Raw genomic sequence first — 16,438 nt, forward strand, 5'->3', positions numbered from 1 at the left:
ACAACAGCTCACCCACCAGTACAAACCAGTTTTGTTGCACTTACGAGTTGAATCCAAGTGTACATTTTAAAGGGTCTTACATATTGAAATGCTGTATGTTATTGATAATGATATGGTTAGAGTCGTGAAAATGGATTATCTCTTAAACTTCTGTCTGAGAAGATGTATACAGGCGTTTACCTATTAGGTCAAGGATTATCCTCCAGGGGATATCTGACGATGAATGATAAGAAAATAAAAGGTAACTATTCAGCCAGTTTTTTCTGCATTCTTCTGCTTAATGGGACAACAAGTATACCAAGCAGGATACCTGTTACAAGGGCAATCGAAAGTTTGAAATATACATCTGAGAAATCAGCCCCCTCAAGCGTTATTCTGTAAAGTGGGTCGATGAACCAGTAAGTCGGGAATATCTTCGCTATCCATTGCGGCAAACCTGTGAAAAGATAAAACAGAATTGGCCCCGCAAGAAGTATGTTGAGGCTTTTTACAAGTGTATATAAGGTCTTCGCATCACCAGCCAGCGTGCCATAAATAAGCCCGATGGCGTTACAGACTACAGTTCCGGCGACAATTGTGGCGAGCAGAGCCAGTGGCTGACCGGAAAGGGCTCCATTCAGAGCCAGGGTGATGAAGCACATAATTATTGTCATTGTAAAACCAAGTACGGCTTTGGAAAATAGAATATCTGACATTTTTACAGGAGTGACCAGAAGGGCTTTCATGGTGCCATGCTCTTTTTCGTCAACGATCATGAATGCTGGAACGAAGATACCCGTGATTAACAGAACGATAAGGACTACTGCAGGTATCAATTTGCGAGAGATTGGTATCGCTTCATCTTCATCTCCCGTCTGAAGAATAACTTCCAGAGGACTCTCCCGGCCTTCCATTTCACGAAGTATGTCCATCACCAGCAGGCCGGCGACAATACGGTTCGAAGCCAGGCTTCCACCCGAGAAAAAGAAAGTCAGTTCAGGTTTCAGATCATTCCTTACCGCCTCATCAAAACCATTCTCAATAATCAGGCCAAGATCAGCGTTGTTGTTTTCTATGGACTCCACCAGCTCTTCCGGGCTCCCAGCTCGGGACAGTCTGATACCTTCCGCTTTTTCAAGAGCTATCGCAATTTCGGAATCCGCCGGGGCTTCGATGCATATACGTGGTTCCGGATCGAACAGGGTGATAAAGACAACCTGCAGCAGGAAAGTGATTGCAAAGGGCATTATCAGAAGCCATAGAATAACCGGAGATCGTAGTCCAAGCCTGAGATCGCCTGAAATAAGACTCCTTACGCGACGTAAGTTCATAGTGATTCCACCCTTCGCCTGAGTACAAAGAAGGCGGAGCCTAGAAAGACAATATCCCATATAAAGGTTGTCATAATGTGTGGTGTCGCGAAACTCCAGCTTTTGCCTTCTCCAAGTACACCTGACATAGCCTCTACAAGACCGTAAGATGGAAGCAGTCTTATTATAAGTGATGGCTTACCCGGAAACATTGTAAATAGAGCGGGAATCGTAAGGGGAATTACAAATATCATTCCGTAGAAAAGCGTACTCATGAAATCCCTGCCGCTGGTTCCAGACAGCATGCCCACTGCAGAAGCCATGCCAGCTCCGAGAAAAATCAGAACCGATGCAATCAGCCAGTCGAATACGAACCCTCCTGTGAACAGAAGAAAGAGAAATGCCTGACTCACTGCGAGAATCACTCCGGTAAGACATTTGGCCGCCAGAAAATCACCCATCCTTGCAGGAGTTACCAGCAAGGCGGTCGCAGTTCTATGTTCAATTTCAACTGAAACGAGACCTGCCAGCGCGAGGGCTTCAATAAGAAGTATCATTATGACCAGTATCGGTCTCATTCTGTCGCGGAGGGGAACCTGTCTGCCTGCCATGTCCTCACCGAGAATCCTCGACTGCAGGTCGGGAAGGGTTACCGGCAGCGCACTTAAAGGATTCTCTCCGGTAAACACTGCCTGAGCGGCATATGCGATTTCCCGGACGCCGCTTGTAAGAGCCTGTCGTATTTCCATAGGAACCGATTCAGATACGTATACTGAAACGCTTCCTCCGGAACCTGACAGAAGAGATTCAGTGAAATCCGCAGGTAGAGCAATACCCATTGCTATTGTTCCTGACTCGCCATGAACCGAATCAGCAAGCTGATCTTCGTTAACGAAGCCTATTATCTCAAGTCCCTGGAATTCTCCTGCTTCAGTGTCAAGCAGCAAGGAAAAGGATTCGGCAAGATATGAGGGAAATACCCCCAATGATATCGTCTCGTTCACTGTATCCGGGAGAACAAGGAATAGAACGATCATGAAAACAAGTGAAATCGGTGTTAGAATCATCCAGAGACGGTCTCGGCAAAACTCCCTGAGATCCTTGAATATTATTGCCGTTACGATTGCCAGCCTTGATGATGTGCTCGTCACACGTCCAATCCCCTGCCTGTGATCTCTATGAAAATATCCTCCAGAGTAGCCTCTTCAGTATGTATGGTCATGAGGTTATCGGAATTAACCAGTTCCCTGATTCTATCGCCTGCATCGGGAGTTCCGAGCTCGATTGTTTCCTCACTCACCTGATCGTCTCGGCCTAGGCGGACTTTCACTGCTCTTCTTCCATATTTCATTTTCAGACTGTCGGGAGTATCCACTACGTAGAGTTTTCCCTCGTTCATGAAAGCTACTCTGTCTGAGAGGTCATCAGCCTCCCACATGTCGTGTGTTGTGAGAAGAACGGCCGCTCCCCGATTCGCCTGTTCCCTGATAATATTGCGAATGGTTCGGCTTGAAACCGGATCAAGTCCGTCAGTGGGTTCATCCAGAAACAGCGCATCCGGACCGTTTAAAACAGCCCTGGCCATCATCAGTCTCTGGCGCATGCCCTTGGAGTAAGTACTTACTCTTTCGTCAGCTCTGTGAGCAAGATCCACGCTGCGGAGAAGGGCATCCGCGTTGAAATCCTTTAGACCGAAGAGCCTGGACCAGAACTTGAGATTTTCCCTTCCCGTCATGTTCATGTAAAGGTTCTTCTCCTCAAAGCAGACTCCTATCCTGGCCTGCAGGTAAGGATCATCCAGGGACATTTCGACGCCCAGTATTCGAATTGAGCCTGTATCCGGAGTAAGTTGACCGGTTAGCATTTTAATAGTCGTGGATTTTCCTGCTCCGTTAGGGCCCAGAAAACCCAGGATTTCACCTGGATTCAGATGAAAACTGATATTCTGGACGGCTTTAAGCTGACCGTAGGAAAAACTGAGATTTTCAACGATTATTGCGGGATTCATGATTTTCCCGAAGAGAAGCTTCCCTTTGACCCGCTCCGTACTTTCAGCGCTGTACCTGACTTACGCGCTTTTTTCAATTCTCACCTCCATCGTGAACAAACTCAACTAAACATATCTAAAACGATTTGACAGACAAGAAGCTTTGAATTCTATCTTATTTGTTCTACTGTTTTAAGCTGCGGTTCTCAAGGTTGACTATGGTAAAGAATTGGCGGTTAGTGCACAATCAGTCAGGATTATTTGCCGCGGGGTTTTCTTCGTCGCAAAATTATCATAAACGCATTGACTACGTTTACTTTAGCGTATTGATTGAACCGGCGGACAAAAAAAGTCGAAGATCAGGCGGAGCCGAAGCTCCGCCTTTCATTAAGATAATTGGTGATTATCTACATACGACTAGTCTGTTTGTAGTAACAGAACCTGTGGGGTCGATGGATCGTATCATGTAAAGACCCTGCGGCACAGTATGGGTATCCCATATCAGAGAGTGTTCGCCAGCAGCAAGTTCACCCGAATGCACCGTCTCTATCGCCCTGCCGGCGGTATCGTAAACGGTTATCTCGAAATTGCCGCCGCTCGAAAGTGTAACCGGGAAGATTACATGTCCACTTGTGGGATTTGGATGAGGTAATCCTACATGGGTTGTTACGAATCCCTCGGGGCTGTCCCCGATTCCCACTCCGTTAATAACACCTTCTGCAGGAAGAGCGTTATGAGAGGTAACCATCCACTGGATGTCGCTGAGAAGACCGATAGCGTCGAAAGTAAGGGTAACGCTGCCTGAGGCATCGGTGACGCCGCTTACCCAGAGACTATCGTGTGAAATGCATACAAGAGCGTTATCGACTATACCGTCCGGTTCGCTTACCGAGAAGGTGGCCTGTGTGGAACCACTTGGCAGGCTGGTGGGAGCACTCACTGTAAGGTAATGTGGCACTGCTGTCCTCATATCCATTGTTGGGTCGCCGAACCAATGGAAGAGGTCCCATTCGATCTCGGTGCGGTCGGTAGGGTACGGACACATGGGAGCGGAAGCTTGCATTTCCAACTTCGAACACATCAATGCCTGGCCGGTGAGGTAATTTCCCGTGGGATCAGTGTACAATGAGGGAGGACTTGTATACTCATCGTTAAAGGATTTGTATAGACCGTAGCAGATGTAATCGTTCCAGTAACTGTAACTTGTGGAGGTAGCAGCCAGTACGCCTACAGCCCCTCCGTCCATCCGGAAGAAATTCTCAGCGAAACAGTCGCCGGAGAACTGACCGGTCAGGCAATTGACGCTCATAACCATGGGAGTTTTGTCGCCGTTTGTTAAACCTGAGAGATCGGATGTATAGAATGCTGGATGACTCCATCCGGTAACGCCCCCGTGGTCTCTGTGCTGAACAAGGAAAACTCCGGAGTTAATACTTGACAGAATGCCTGCCGCGTCACCATCCCAGGTGATATCTGAAGGAACCTGCTGCCCTGCGCTGGGAAGATCGTTTCTGTAGTAGTAAGGTGGTGAGGCGGAAGTATTCTTGTTGTATTCGCGCTGAACCGTTTTTCCGTAGATATTCATGTAGGTGTCGCGGACTGTCTCGCAGGTGAAACAGAACCAGCGTGTAGCGATTGTGCTGGAACTGCTTGTTGCCTGGAAATATCCCGCGCAGAGAACATTCCCCCAGAAACCCGCGTCCATCAGTGGGTCGAATTGCCATTTGAGGATTTTCGCCTCCACTATTGGATAATGACTTGTGGGAGTTACGAACCTGGCGTTGTAGATATCAGCCCTGAAATCGCTTGCACCGTCCATACAGCAGTAGCGGTTGTCACTGTATATACCTGTGGGAGAGCTGTAGCTTGAAAGATCTCCCTGATCTCCGACGAAAAGAATGAAACTTGGAGGTATAACCCATGTATCGTAGGCATTCTGTATGTAATCCTTGATTTCGGTCTGGGTTGAAGAGCCCATGGCCACTATGGCGGTAAGGTAGCCCTGATCCATTTTAGCATCGATGAAAACGTCCATCATGGTATCAACAAAATCATCTCCCGCGATTATCAGCAAATCGGCTGCGGTGATATCTCTTGCCTGATCCATGTTATAGGCCTTCACCGGTACACAGTTTTCGGAGTTGATGGTTTTTTGAGGTTCACCTAGGATTTCCGAATTGATTAGGGTTCTGTACGTATTTATAAAGAATCTGCTCTGAAGCCTCGGGTCGACATGAACGGTGCCGCCAAGATCAACAGTAACGCGAAGTTTAGGGGTTACCGTCAGGAGCCCTGTTTCAGCATCCCAATGGAAGGGAATGATATTGAACCTGCCCATATTCACTCCGCGAAGGGTTCCGGAATCCTCGAACACGGCTTCCTGCGAGGGGTATGCGCCATGGCTGTAAGCTTCCGGCAGGTATGTGAAGGGGACCTGCTCGTAGGAATTATCCACAGGAATGGGCTGCATGGGAGAAGGAGTAATGTTCATGATTACAACCGGCTCCTCAAGCACCTCTACGCTGATGGATACGTTGGGGTTGTCAGGTATGGCAGCCATGAAGGATGCCTTTGGAAGCATCGGCGCTCCCTCCGCGTCTGCGTAGGGTGTAAGGGCCGGTACGCTTATGGAATTGAATGTCATTCCGTTCCCGGTAACCGGGTTGTTCTGGAAACCAGGCAGAGTGATATCCACTACAAAACCGGAGGCGGTACATTCCACCACTTCCAGATTGGCGTGATCAAGGTCGGATATGCCGAAGTTAATCCAGTCAGCCGCGACCATGGAAACCAGCACCAGCAAGACAGCGATCGTTTTCATAGTACTCCTCATATTTCGGGTGATTAGTTTACTTAATGCAAATAATTCAAAAATACCATTATATAAACTATTTTAGTGACGACAAATAGTCAAGTCCGAAAAGCAGGTTTCTCAGTATGGAATAGTACCTCTGCTCGATTGGTATTATCTTAACAGTCATGGGAATTTAACAGAATGGGGAGATATCATGAAATCTTTGCTTACCTTTGTTATCGCGCTGTCACTTCTGACCGCAGGCTGCTCCAACGAAATGGCCACCCCCGGCAATGTGATAAGAAGCTCATTGCCCGAGAAGACACATACACTGACAGATGCCTGGCCGCAGGCCAGCAGTAATCTTTTAGCCAGGGGCCGTCCTGTTCAGCCGGATACCTATACATCCGTGCATGATATATCCGGGAGCGGCATAATGGTTATTGACGTGAGAAGCCACGATTTCAATCCTGTTGCCGCGGTAATCGACGGAGAAGGCAACCTTATAGCTTTCAACGATAACTGGAAAGAGTCGACCAGCGCGAGGGTTGTTCTTGATGGTGCCCCGTCAGGCGGAAAACTCCTGATATTCTCACCCGATGACACCAGAGGGCTCTACGATGTTATCATTGAGGAAGGAACTTCCGAGGATATTGAAACCTTTATCAACGCGACAGATTTCTCAGGGGGAATGGTAAGGGGCTGGATCGAAGAGGGCAGCTACAATGCCTATCTGTACAATATCCTTAGAGAAGCACTTGAAAACGATGTCTATGTCAATAATTACTCCCAGGCGGAGCTCTTTCCCTTTACCATTGATAGCGAAGAACTAATTTCAATATCGCTGGAATCCGATGATTTTGACCCCTATCTGATTCTTATGACTGTTGAAGATGGAACTTACGCATTCGTGGAATACAACGATGATTACAGCGGTTCTTACTCCCGAATAGTAAGGGAACTTGATGCAGGAGACTACATAGCCCTTGTGATGCCATATTCTGCAGGAAGTCATGGAAGGTTCACTCTTGAGCTGGAATCAATCGATGAGGAAGCTCTGGAAAAAGTAGATATCCCCGCTCAGCAGCAGGACATGGAATACACAGGTGAAATAACAAATGACAGAAATTATGCTATCGCCTGGTGGCCGGATATGGTAGACAACTGGGAATCTCCGGGATTTCTCACTCCATTCACTCCCGTAGCGGCGTTCACATTTTCCGTTGATAATACTTCAGTCTACGAGATCAACGCCTCGGGAGAAATGGATGTATGCCTTACAGTAGTCAGCATAGATGGTGACAGCATCCGGTACGTGACCTCAAATGATGATTACGGTGACCTGGGATCGAATTCCCGGGTAGTGGAACCACTGATGCCCGGTGATTATATAGTTTTCATATCACCCTACAGCGGCACAAGCGAAGGAGAGGTAACATTCTCATGGTCCGAGCATGATGAGGGTATAAGTACACTCAGAGCCGGCAGATCCACCGAGATATACGCGCCTTACGAAACCGAAAGTATCATTTACCAGCTCAACCTTCAGGCAGGCACAAGCTACTCGGTATCCGTTGAGAGTGATGAGATGGACCCTGTCATAACACTTGTTCTTCCCGACGGAGAGAGTTTGTACGACGATGACGGTGGTGATGGAAACAACTCCCTGCTTTATTTCACAGTAACAGAAGATCAGGCGGGAGAAAGCTTCCTGATTGTAGAGAAGTACTCATCCGGCGAGGGAACCTTTACCATTCTGTTTGAAGCCGCAGGCCGTTCAAACTAGAACTTAAAAAAGAGGGAAAAAAAAAGGGGTCAAATCTTTACTCTTGACAATATTCGATTTCGACTGTACATCAAAATCGATTCATGCATTAAGGAATTATCCGGTTGAAAAAAACGAAAGTTCACACAGAATATCTGGATAGAATTTCCATAGATGCTGACGGATTTATCGATGATAAGACCGACAGCGATCTTGAGCTGAAGAGGGTATTCAAACTTGTTGATTCAACGAGAACATTGCCCGGGGAATCGGTTCTTTACGCCTGGCTCAGGTGTCAGTGTCTTACTGAAGAAACGCTGAGGGGAAGAACCCGCTGGATAGAATCCTGGCAGGATTACAATGGAATAGATGGATCACGGAAGGTATTCAAAAAGTGCGGTCCGCAGCACCGGGGAAGTGTCGTTGACGAGATATGGGATCCTGTACCGGTGTTTCCACGAAAGTACAAATACCTGCTTTACATCTGGCTGCTCCTATCGATATTCGCCTTCTCTAGCCCCTTCTTCTTCGGGACTTCGTTGCTGCTGTTCTGTGTCATTCCGATCGCGTCAGTAAATACGATAATCCATTTCAAATGGCACAATAGAATTGCGCAGTACTACTATTCCATATCTTACCTGACAAGGCTTCTCACCTGCGGTAGAAAGCTCCGAAAAAAACTGCCTGCAGGGCTTAATCAGGAGGCTGGTGAACTTACTGAATTGTGTGATGAAACCAGAAAACTTGGCAAGTATACGTTTCTTTTCATCAATCCAAACAGAGTTTCAATGGACATCTTCGATTCTATCCTGGAGTACTTTCGCATATTCCTTCTGGCAGAACTGGCCGCTTACACAACATTGTACCATCGGATTCACAAACTGCAACCTGAACTGAAACGCATATTTGAGATTATCGGAAGAGCTGATGCATCTCTCTGCGTTCATGATTTCATTAACAGTGATACAAGGACATGCAGCCCGGTGTTCAATCAGGAGAAAAATGAAGTCGAGTTCAAACAGCTTTTTCATCCTCTTGTACCCGATTGCTTGAGTAATTCAGCTTCTTTTAAAAGAGGCGTTATTCTTACCGGCGCTAACATGGCCGGCAAATCTACCTTCCTCCGGACACTGGGAATAAGTCATGTAACTGCAACAACCCTGGGAATTGCTTTCGCTGAAAATTTCAGAATACCCTTCCTTCGAATTGCTACTTCGCTGCAGACAGTGGACAATCTTGAGCAGAGCCAGAGCCATTACTACGCCGAAGCTCAAAGACTGCACGCTCTGTGGAGTTCAGGAAAATCATCGGAGTACCGTTGGTTGCTGCTTGTGGATGAAATTCTCTCCGGAACGAACAGTAGGGACCGTAACAGCGCAGCGATTGCGATTCTCACAGATCTGTCAAAAAGCAATTCCTTAGTGATTGTAACTACCCATGAACAGGATACCGCGAGGAATCTTTCGAAACTTTTCGACAATTACCATTTTACCGAGGAAATCCGTAACAATTCGGTTGAATTCGATTACGAGCTGAAGGAAGGTATTGTAGAAAGGAGTAATGCTCTTCGTCTGTTGCGTCATGTAGGTTTTCCCGAGGAACTTATACAGGGATAAAAAGGACGGAGGGATTCAATTTGATATATGTGAGTAATCTGTTTTGAAACAGACGTAACACTCTTATTATTTGTCTTTTCTAAATAAAATCCCTCCGTCCCTAATTAAAGGAGATAAAGATGGAAGAAAAAAGGATGCGGATTACTGATGATTTCTACTGCGAAATGAAATCGGAGGCTCTGAAAAGAAAAGATGACGAGCCGCCGAGGAACAGCATCCTTAACGTGGGATTTGCCAAGACTGCCCTGAACCATGGTTCGTTGATAGACATGCAGCCCAATTTTTCCATCGACCTGAAAACCGGGAAGATAACCTCACAGGAAAAGAGCGGCAGGTGCTGGCTGTTCGCAGGACTCAATACCATGAGGCACAGTATTATCGAAAATCTCAACCTTGAGGATTTCGAGCTGTCACAGACCTACCTGATGTTCTTCGATAAGGTGGAAAAGGCGAATTACTTCCTTGAGAATATCCTTGAGACACTGGGGGAGGAAACAGATTCAAGAATAGTCATGTGGCTTCTGAGCTCTCCCATTAACGATGCTGGACAGTGGGACATGTTCACAAGCATCGTCGAGAAATACGGGGTTGTTCCCAAATCGGTCATGCCGGAAACCTTTCATAGCAGCAATTCGGTGCGGATGAACAGTATTCTTACACTTAAGCTGAGAGAGTGCGCTTCCATCCTGAGAAAAATGCATCGTAATGGAGCCGGTATCACCGAGCTGAGGGCTTTAAAGAAGAAGAAGATTATCGAGTTCTACAGGTTGTGTACGATGTTCCTTGGCGTTCCCCCCGGTGAATTCACATTCGAGTATACGAACAAGAACAGGGAATTTCACAGGGACGCGGATATTTCGGCGAAGGAATTTTTCAGGAAATATGTAAATGTGGATCTTAAGAAGTATGTAAGTATTATCAATTCGCCTACCTCGGATAAACCTTTTAACCGCATCTATACCGTTCAGTACCTGGGAAATATAGAAGGTGGCAACCGGGTTACTTATCTTAACGTCGAAATATCGGTACTGAAGAACCTGGCTCTCAGGCAACTTAAGGAAGGGACTCCGGTCTGGTTCGGATGTGACGTGGGCAAATGCTTGTTCAAGGATAAGGGGATTCTGGATGTGAACCTATACGACTACGACGGCGTGCTGAAGACCGGGTTCAATCTGGATAAAGCCGGAAGGCTGGATTACGGTGAAAGCGTAATGACACACGCGATGGTTTTTACCGGGGTCAACATCAGGGATGACGGTACCCCGGACAGGTGGAAAGTGGAGAACAGCTGGAGCGACAAGTTCGGTGATAAAGGATACTTCGTTATGAGCGACAGATGGTTTGAGGAGTACACTTACGAGGTTGTTATTGACAAAAAATATCTTTCGGACGAGTTGAAGAAAGCTCTGGAAACCGAGCCGATAGAACTGAAGCCCTGGGATCCTATGGGTTCACTCGCTGTCCACTAATTCGAAGCTGTTTCCCGAGCTGTCCCTCAGGAAAATCAGATCCGGCTTTGAGGTTCTCCCTGCGCGGGTTACGGTGTAACCAGAGGATTGAGCCCTTTCTATAATGTCCTCCCGGTTCCGTACCCCGATGCAGACATGGTTGTAGACCGATTCGATCTTTCTGTCTGAGAGGAATACTTCCAGATAGATATCGTCCGAATGAAGCATAACAACCTCGGCTGATTCCTTTATTCCGAACAATTCATCTGAAAGCTCTTCAGGCAGCGTGAACCTGCGAGACTCACTGAATCCCAGAAGATCTTTGTAGAATGCGTTAATATCGTTTTTATCATTTACGGTTATCGCTATATGCTTCAGCATTTAACCCCCTTATTCCGAAGTGTTTATCAAGGTAGAATGCCAGGCGTTCCCTTGCGTCCTCCTCACATTTACCGCAGGATGTGCCAACCTTGGTCATTTCCTGAAGCTGATAGTAGTTACGGACTCCCTCCAGAACAGCGTGTTCTATCTCCTCCTCTGAAACATTGAGACATTCGCATACTATTCGTGATTCTGTATCGTGAACCTTGTCATCCATGCCGCTCTCGCGGTAATAGTTGTCGATGGCTTCCTGCAAAGCCTTGTCTCCAAGTACCGAGCAATGAACCTTGTTGTCCGGAAGCCCGCCCAGCTCCTTCATTATATCCACGTTTGAAATATTGTAGGCTTCATCAAGGCTCATGCCCTTTATCATCTCGGACAGTACAGATGTGCTGGCTATAGCACTTGCGCAGCCGAAGGTTTTCCACCTGCAGTCTGTGATTGTCAGAGTCTCCGGGTTTATTTTAAGGTAGAAGATCATCTCATCACCGCACTTGATATTGCCTGTTTTGCCGCTGGCGTCGTATGCAAATTCTTCATCATCCAACATTACATTTCTCGGATTCATGAAGTGTTCTTTGACCTTATCCGAGTAAAGCCAGGAACTCATCGTTCACCTCCGTAGACTGTGGACATTCTGCGCAGTTTTGTTACGATTCCCGGGAGAACATCCAGTACATATTCAACCTCTTCTCTGGTTGTTGACCTTCCCATGCTCATACGGAGAGAACCGTGGGTGAATTCAATCGGAAGGTTCATCTCCAATAGAACGTGGGATGGATCAAGGGATCCAGAGGCACAAGCCGAACCGGTTGAAACCTCAACTCCCTCCATATCCAGGTAAAGAAGGAGTGCTTCACCCTCAATCCCTTCAAAGGACACATTCAGGGTTGAATGAAGACAGTACTCCGGGTCACTGTTGAAATGGATGTTATCGATCCGGCTTTCTATTCCATCCCTCAGCATTCTGTTGAGTTCCGAGAGCCGCTGCCCCTCGGCTTCCATCTCCCTGCCGCGGAGCTCAGCCGCTTTGCCAAGGCCTACTATACCGAGAGTGTTTTCCGTTCCGGCCCTGCGGCCCATCTCCTGGTGACCACCTCTTATCAGGGGACAGAAGGGTGTACCTTTCTTTACATACAGAGCGCCAACACCTTTCGGACCGTATATCTTATGTGCTGAGATGGTTAAAAAATCAACATCCAGTTTCCTGACATCGACCGGCAGTTTACCCACCGCCTGTACTGCGTCTGTGTGGAAGAGGGCGCCTGAACCGTGAGCGATTTCGATTGCTTTTTCGACATTTTGAACCGAACCGGTTTCGTTGTTGACCATCATAATTGAGACAAGTGACGTATTCTCTGTAACTGCCTGCTCCAGCTCTTCCATTTTCACAAGGGATCTGCTGTCAACATCGACACGCCTGACCCGGGTTCCCCTGTTCTCAAGACATTTCGATGTTTCAAGGATACAGGGGTGCTCGATTGTTGAAGTAACCAGGTTACTGTCAGCGGGGGGATGAATACCGCAACGGGCTCCGCTGCAGCTTACAAGAGAAAGAACGGTATTATTCGCCTCGGAACCGCTTCCCACGAAAAGGATTTCTTCCGGGTCCGCGTTAATAAGACCGGCGACCTTTTCTCTTGCGGTTTCGATCAGAATTCTGGCCTGTCGGCCGTCTTCGTGAAGACTGGAAGGATTTCCGAACACATCGAGAGATTCTATTATCGCAGACTTTACCTCCGGGTGAAGAGGTGTTGTGGCGTTGTGATCAAAGTATATCCTGTGCATGCTGCCCCCCTGTGATTACAGAACCGCACTTCGCTGTTCCGTAACTAATATACCACATTATGCACTTGCGGATTTCTGAATGCAATCTTATTATGATGGACAGAATGTTCCGTTTTGTTAAATGTGATAATATCTTTACCGAAAGGATGCGACTGCATGAAACAGATGAAGTTTGTGTTTGTCATAGCAGCTGTTGTAATGGTACCCTTCGTAACGCTCCACGCTGATGAGACGCAGCGAACCGGTAAAAGGGCGGATGATTTTCTCCTGGGTATTATTATGGATTCTGACTTCGGAGATATTATCGATATTCCGTATGACACCTATATCACTTCTTCTACGTTGAGTCTGGTGGGATTGAACGATGTATGCATAAGATTCGAACCAGGCACTCAGGTGCTTCTGGACGATATTTACAATAATGTACTTGAATTGAATAACTGCAGTAACGTCCGGATACAGGGCGGTTTCTTCCGGCATGTTGATCCCCTGGAAGAATACGACTGTCATGGGGGGGTTATCAGCATCTATAACTGCTCGAATATTACTATAGACAATTGTACGCTAAGCGGTTGCGGAGCTAATGGTATCTTGATAAGTGGGTCCGAGAATACTGAGATCCGGCACTGTCTGATCGAAGACAATAGTTTCACCGCCTTTTATTTTATCTCATTCAACGATCTGGAGATTGATCATTGTGTTATCAGGAACAACGGCCGGCTTTTTTATTCCAGCACTAGGCATGAGCTGGTCAATCTTCGGATGAGCAACAACTTCATTCATGATAACAACACTTATTTCTGTGATTATGAGATTCCCGGCCTTCGAGATTAGTTCTTGTTGAGGAGTGATCTTTTGAGGTGAGGAAAGTATGAACGGGAGAGATTATGCAGCATAAATTCAGTTTCAGAGATAAGCTGAGTTACGCCTTTGACAGTATGATGTCGAAGGGAACATCAGGACTTATTATCTGGCTTGGAGTGATTTCCATAGCTTTGATTCTCGTCTTTTCGATTGTCGTTCTCGTTACAAAAACAGCTCCCGGCGACGAGGGCTTTATCGAGATGACATGGATCAGTCTTATGAGGACACTTGATCCTGGAACTATGGGAGGAGATGAAGGAGGCGCTCTTTTCCTTCTGGCAATGCTGTGCGTTACACTGGGCGGCATTTTCATAATAAGCACGCTTATCGGCATTGTCACCACAAGCCTTGACGCCAGGCTTGAGTTATTGCGCAAGGGCAGGTCCAGGGTGGTTGAACAGGGGCATACAGTGGTTCTGGGATGGTCGGAACAGGTTTTTACGATCATCTCTGAGCTGACCATTGCTAATGAGAATCAGAAAAGTCCATGCATAGCAATTATGGCTGATCTGGATAAAGTTGAGATGGAGGACGAGATAAGAAGCAAAATATCTTCCACGAAAAACACCAGAGTAGTATGCAGGACAGGAAATGGAGATCATGAGTCTTGGTACTTCGAAGTCCATAATAATTCTATCACCGGTAAGCGATAATCCTGATCCTGAAGTTATAAAAATGATGCTGGCCATTATCAATAATCCAGGGCTTAAATCGGTGGACCTCAATATTATTGCCCTTATCCGTAACCCTGAGAACGTGGAAGTGGCACGGATAGTGGGCAGGGACAAGGCGGAGATCGTGCTGGCCGGGGATATCGTGGCAAGGATGACCGCTCAGACATGTCTGCAGTCAGGGCTTTCCGTTGTTTACCAGGAGCTTCTCGATTACGGCGGAGATGAGATATATTTCCACAGAGAATCTGAGCTGTTCGGTAAAACATTCAGAGAAGCCATCCTCATGTACGAAACGAGCAGCCTGATCGGAATCAAACCGGCGAACGGGCAGCCTGTTCTTAACCCTCCGATGGATATTCCTATTAATGAAGACGACAGTGTTATCGCCATCTCTGAGGATGACGACACCGTTATTCTGTCTGGAAGGAACGACCTGGAAATTGACAGGGAAGCCATTCGAAGCGATTTCAGGGAAATCGCATCCCCCACCAGAATCATCATGCTGGGCTGGAACTGGAGGGCTCCGATAATAATCAGGGAACTTGACAATTATCTCCAGCCAGGTTCATTCATGAAAGTTGTTGTAAATGAATCCATCAGTGATTTTCATAACGAGATTTTTGATCTTTCCAATCTTGATCTTGAATTCTCAAGAGCGGTGACAACCGACAGAAGGGTTCTCGAGAACCTGGAAATCGAGAGTTACGATCACATCATCATACTCTGCTACACTGATCTGCTGGACGCCCAGGAGGCGGACTCAGCAACTCTGATGACTCTTCTGCATATAAGGGATATTACGGAAAAGCTGGGAGGCAGCTACTCTCTTGTGAGCGAGATGAAGGATATACGTAACAGAAATCTGGCCGAAGTGACCGGGGCCGACGATTTCATCGTGAGCGACCAGATGCTGAGCCTTTTGTTGGCGCAGATATCGGAGAACAGGCATCTCGGCGGAGTCTTCTGGGATCTTTTCGATCCGGATGGATCGGAAATATACCTAAAACCTGTCCAGAGGTACGTACATACAGATGTTCCTGTGAACTTTTACACTGTCACTGAAAGTGCCGCTTCAAGAGGTGAGGTTGCAATAGGGTACAGACTATTCCATCTGAAGGATGATGCCGACAGGTTTTATGGAGTAGTAGTGAATCCTGATAAGCATGAAACGGTAACCTTTGGTAAAAAAGATACTGTTATCGTGCTGGCCGAGGACTGATGGCTGATAAAATCTATAATCGAAGTTCTTTCAGTCTATACCCAACAGGCCGTCACGGAGACCGCCATTCGGGGGATCATCGCCAAGCCAGATGGATAAGAATACTCCAGTAAAATCACTACCTTCAATGGTGCCCATGAATGTACCCTTTACTGAAACTTCAAGACCGATATCCGGAATGTAGGTGAACATCATTTGATCACCATCCTTCAATTCACTCATCCATGAATTAAGGGTTTCAATCCTGCTCTGAAAAACGGTGATATCGTCTCCACTGTTTTTCATGAATCCTTCCGTCCAGGCGTTGCCTATATCTCCTCCACCGACATCACGGACGAAGTGAAGAATCAGGCGTTTGGTTTCCTCCGACTCGCAGATGGCGTATCCGTCGCTGCTCGGGTTTTCCAGGTACAGCGCTGCAACGTAGACGTTCACCTTGAAAATAGTGGCTTCCCTCGTTCCGAGGCCGTTTAGAATCAGATTGATTCCATTTACCGTTATTGCATCCGGGTATTCAACTCCGTCTTGTTCCATTGAGTATGCTGAAGAAGTCATCATCAGTAAAATCACTGAAAAAATAGTCGTAGCTGTTTTAGTCTTCATAATTCTCCTC

The 16,438-nt window shown here is 46.9% G+C and carries 12 protein-coding genes and 1 pseudogene; 5 read left to right on the top strand and 8 right to left on the bottom strand.

What is annotated here, in order from left to right:
• Nucleotides 1-245 precede the first annotated feature (245 nt).
• The 4 genes from K8S15_00520 to K8S15_00535 form a co-directional block, all read right to left on the bottom strand.
• A complete protein-coding gene (locus K8S15_00520) occupies nt 246-1,310 on the bottom strand; it encodes an ABC transporter permease (protein ID MCD4774515.1) in 1,065 nt (354 codons plus the stop codon).
• Entirely contained in the window at nt 1,307-2,440 is a 1,134-nt protein-coding gene (locus tag K8S15_00525) for an ABC transporter permease (GenBank protein ID MCD4774516.1), read from the bottom strand. The genes K8S15_00520 and K8S15_00525 overlap by 4 nt, the downstream gene beginning before the upstream one ends.
• Nucleotides 2,437-3,300 (bottom strand): ABC transporter ATP-binding protein, encoded by an 864-nt coding sequence (locus tag K8S15_00530; GenBank protein MCD4774517.1) that lies wholly within the window; start codon nt 3,298-3,300, stop codon nt 2,437-2,439. The genes K8S15_00525 and K8S15_00530 overlap by 4 nt, the downstream gene beginning before the upstream one ends.
• Nucleotides 3,301-3,679: 379 nt before the next feature.
• Nucleotides 3,680-6,097, bottom strand: coding sequence for a T9SS type A sorting domain-containing protein (locus tag K8S15_00535; GenBank protein MCD4774518.1), 2,418 nt, complete (start codon nt 6,095-6,097; stop codon nt 3,680-3,682).
• 187 nt (nt 6,098-6,284) lie between these two features.
• On the opposite strand from K8S15_00535, the gene K8S15_00540 reads away from it, so the two are divergent.
• From K8S15_00540 to K8S15_00550, 3 genes are all read left to right on the top strand, one after another.
• Nucleotides 6,285-7,856, top strand: coding sequence for a hypothetical protein (locus tag K8S15_00540; protein MCD4774519.1), 1,572 nt, complete (start codon nt 6,285-6,287; stop codon nt 7,854-7,856).
• A gap of 104 nt (nt 7,857-7,960) precedes the next feature.
• A complete protein-coding gene (locus K8S15_00545) occupies nt 7,961-9,451 on the top strand; it encodes a hypothetical protein (GenBank protein MCD4774520.1) in 1,491 nt (496 codons plus the stop codon).
• Between the two features lie 119 nt (nt 9,452-9,570).
• Nucleotides 9,571-10,920 carry a C1 family peptidase gene (locus K8S15_00550; protein ID MCD4774521.1) on the top strand — a complete coding sequence of 450 codons (1,350 nt, stop codon included), beginning with the start codon at nt 9,571-9,573 and terminating at the stop codon, nt 10,918-10,920.
• Here the strand turns inward: K8S15_00550 and K8S15_00555 are convergent.
• Genes K8S15_00555 through K8S15_00565 form a run of 3 tightly spaced genes read right to left on the bottom strand, consistent with a single transcriptional unit; the run spans nt 10,903 to nt 13,068 of the window.
• Nucleotides 10,903-11,280, bottom strand: coding sequence for a VOC family protein (locus K8S15_00555; protein MCD4774522.1), 378 nt, complete (start codon nt 11,278-11,280; stop codon nt 10,903-10,905). The genes K8S15_00550 and K8S15_00555 overlap by 18 nt on opposite strands.
• On the bottom strand, nt 11,249-11,890 hold the full coding sequence (locus K8S15_00560; GenBank protein ID MCD4774523.1) for an iron-sulfur cluster assembly scaffold protein: 642 nt from the start codon (nt 11,888-11,890) through the stop codon (nt 11,249-11,251). The genes K8S15_00555 and K8S15_00560 overlap by 32 nt, the downstream gene beginning before the upstream one ends.
• Nucleotides 11,887-13,068 carry a cysteine desulfurase gene (locus K8S15_00565; GenBank protein ID MCD4774524.1) on the bottom strand — a complete coding sequence of 394 codons (1,182 nt, stop codon included), beginning with the start codon at nt 13,066-13,068 and terminating at the stop codon, nt 11,887-11,889. The genes K8S15_00560 and K8S15_00565 overlap by 4 nt, the downstream gene beginning before the upstream one ends.
• A 156-nt stretch (nt 13,069-13,224) precedes the next feature.
• Between K8S15_00565 and K8S15_00570 the strand changes: the two genes are divergently transcribed.
• Complete coding sequence (locus tag K8S15_00570; GenBank protein MCD4774525.1) at nt 13,225-13,902, top strand: right-handed parallel beta-helix repeat-containing protein; 678 nt, start codon at nt 13,225-13,227, stop codon at nt 13,900-13,902.
• 53 nt (nt 13,903-13,955) lie between these two features.
• Nucleotides 13,956-15,825, top strand: a pseudogene (locus K8S15_00575) (potassium transporter TrkA).
• 30 nt (nt 15,826-15,855) lie between these two features.
• Here K8S15_00575 and K8S15_00580 read toward each other — a convergent pair.
• Entirely contained in the window at nt 15,856-16,428 is a 573-nt protein-coding gene (locus K8S15_00580) for a chalcone isomerase family protein (GenBank protein ID MCD4774526.1), read from the bottom strand.
• Nucleotides 16,429-16,438: the final 10 nt, after the last annotated feature.

It is taken from the genome of Candidatus Aegiribacteria sp., assembly GCA_021108005.1.
Lineage (GTDB): Bacteria > Fermentibacterota > Fermentibacteria > Fermentibacterales > JCC-6 > Aegiribacteria.

Excerpts from the sequence above, each read along its gene's own strand:
- K8S15_00520 (MCD4774515.1), bottom strand. The coding sequence starts at position 1,310 with ATGAACTTACGTCGCGTAAGGAGTCTTATTTCAGGCGATCTCAGGCTT.
- K8S15_00535 (MCD4774518.1), bottom strand. The coding sequence starts at position 6,097 with ATGAAAACGATCGCTGTCTTGCTGGTGCTGGTTTCCATGGTCGCGGCT.
- K8S15_00540 (MCD4774519.1), top strand. The coding sequence starts at position 6,285 with ATGAAATCTTTGCTTACCTTTGTTATCGCGCTGTCACTTCTGACCGCA.
- K8S15_00550 (MCD4774521.1), top strand. The coding sequence starts at position 9,571 with ATGGAAGAAAAAAGGATGCGGATTACTGATGATTTCTACTGCGAAATG.
- K8S15_00555 (MCD4774522.1), bottom strand. The coding sequence starts at position 11,280 with ATGCTGAAGCATATAGCGATAACCGTAAATGATAAAAACGATATTAAC.
- K8S15_00560 (MCD4774523.1), bottom strand. The coding sequence starts at position 11,890 with ATGAGTTCCTGGCTTTACTCGGATAAGGTCAAAGAACACTTCATGAAT.
- K8S15_00565 (MCD4774524.1), bottom strand. The coding sequence starts at position 13,068 with ATGCACAGGATATACTTTGATCACAACGCCACAACACCTCTTCACCCG.
- K8S15_00570 (MCD4774525.1), top strand. The coding sequence starts at position 13,225 with ATGAAACAGATGAAGTTTGTGTTTGTCATAGCAGCTGTTGTAATGGTA.
- K8S15_00580 (MCD4774526.1), bottom strand. The coding sequence starts at position 16,428 with ATGAAGACTAAAACAGCTACGACTATTTTTTCAGTGATTTTACTGATG.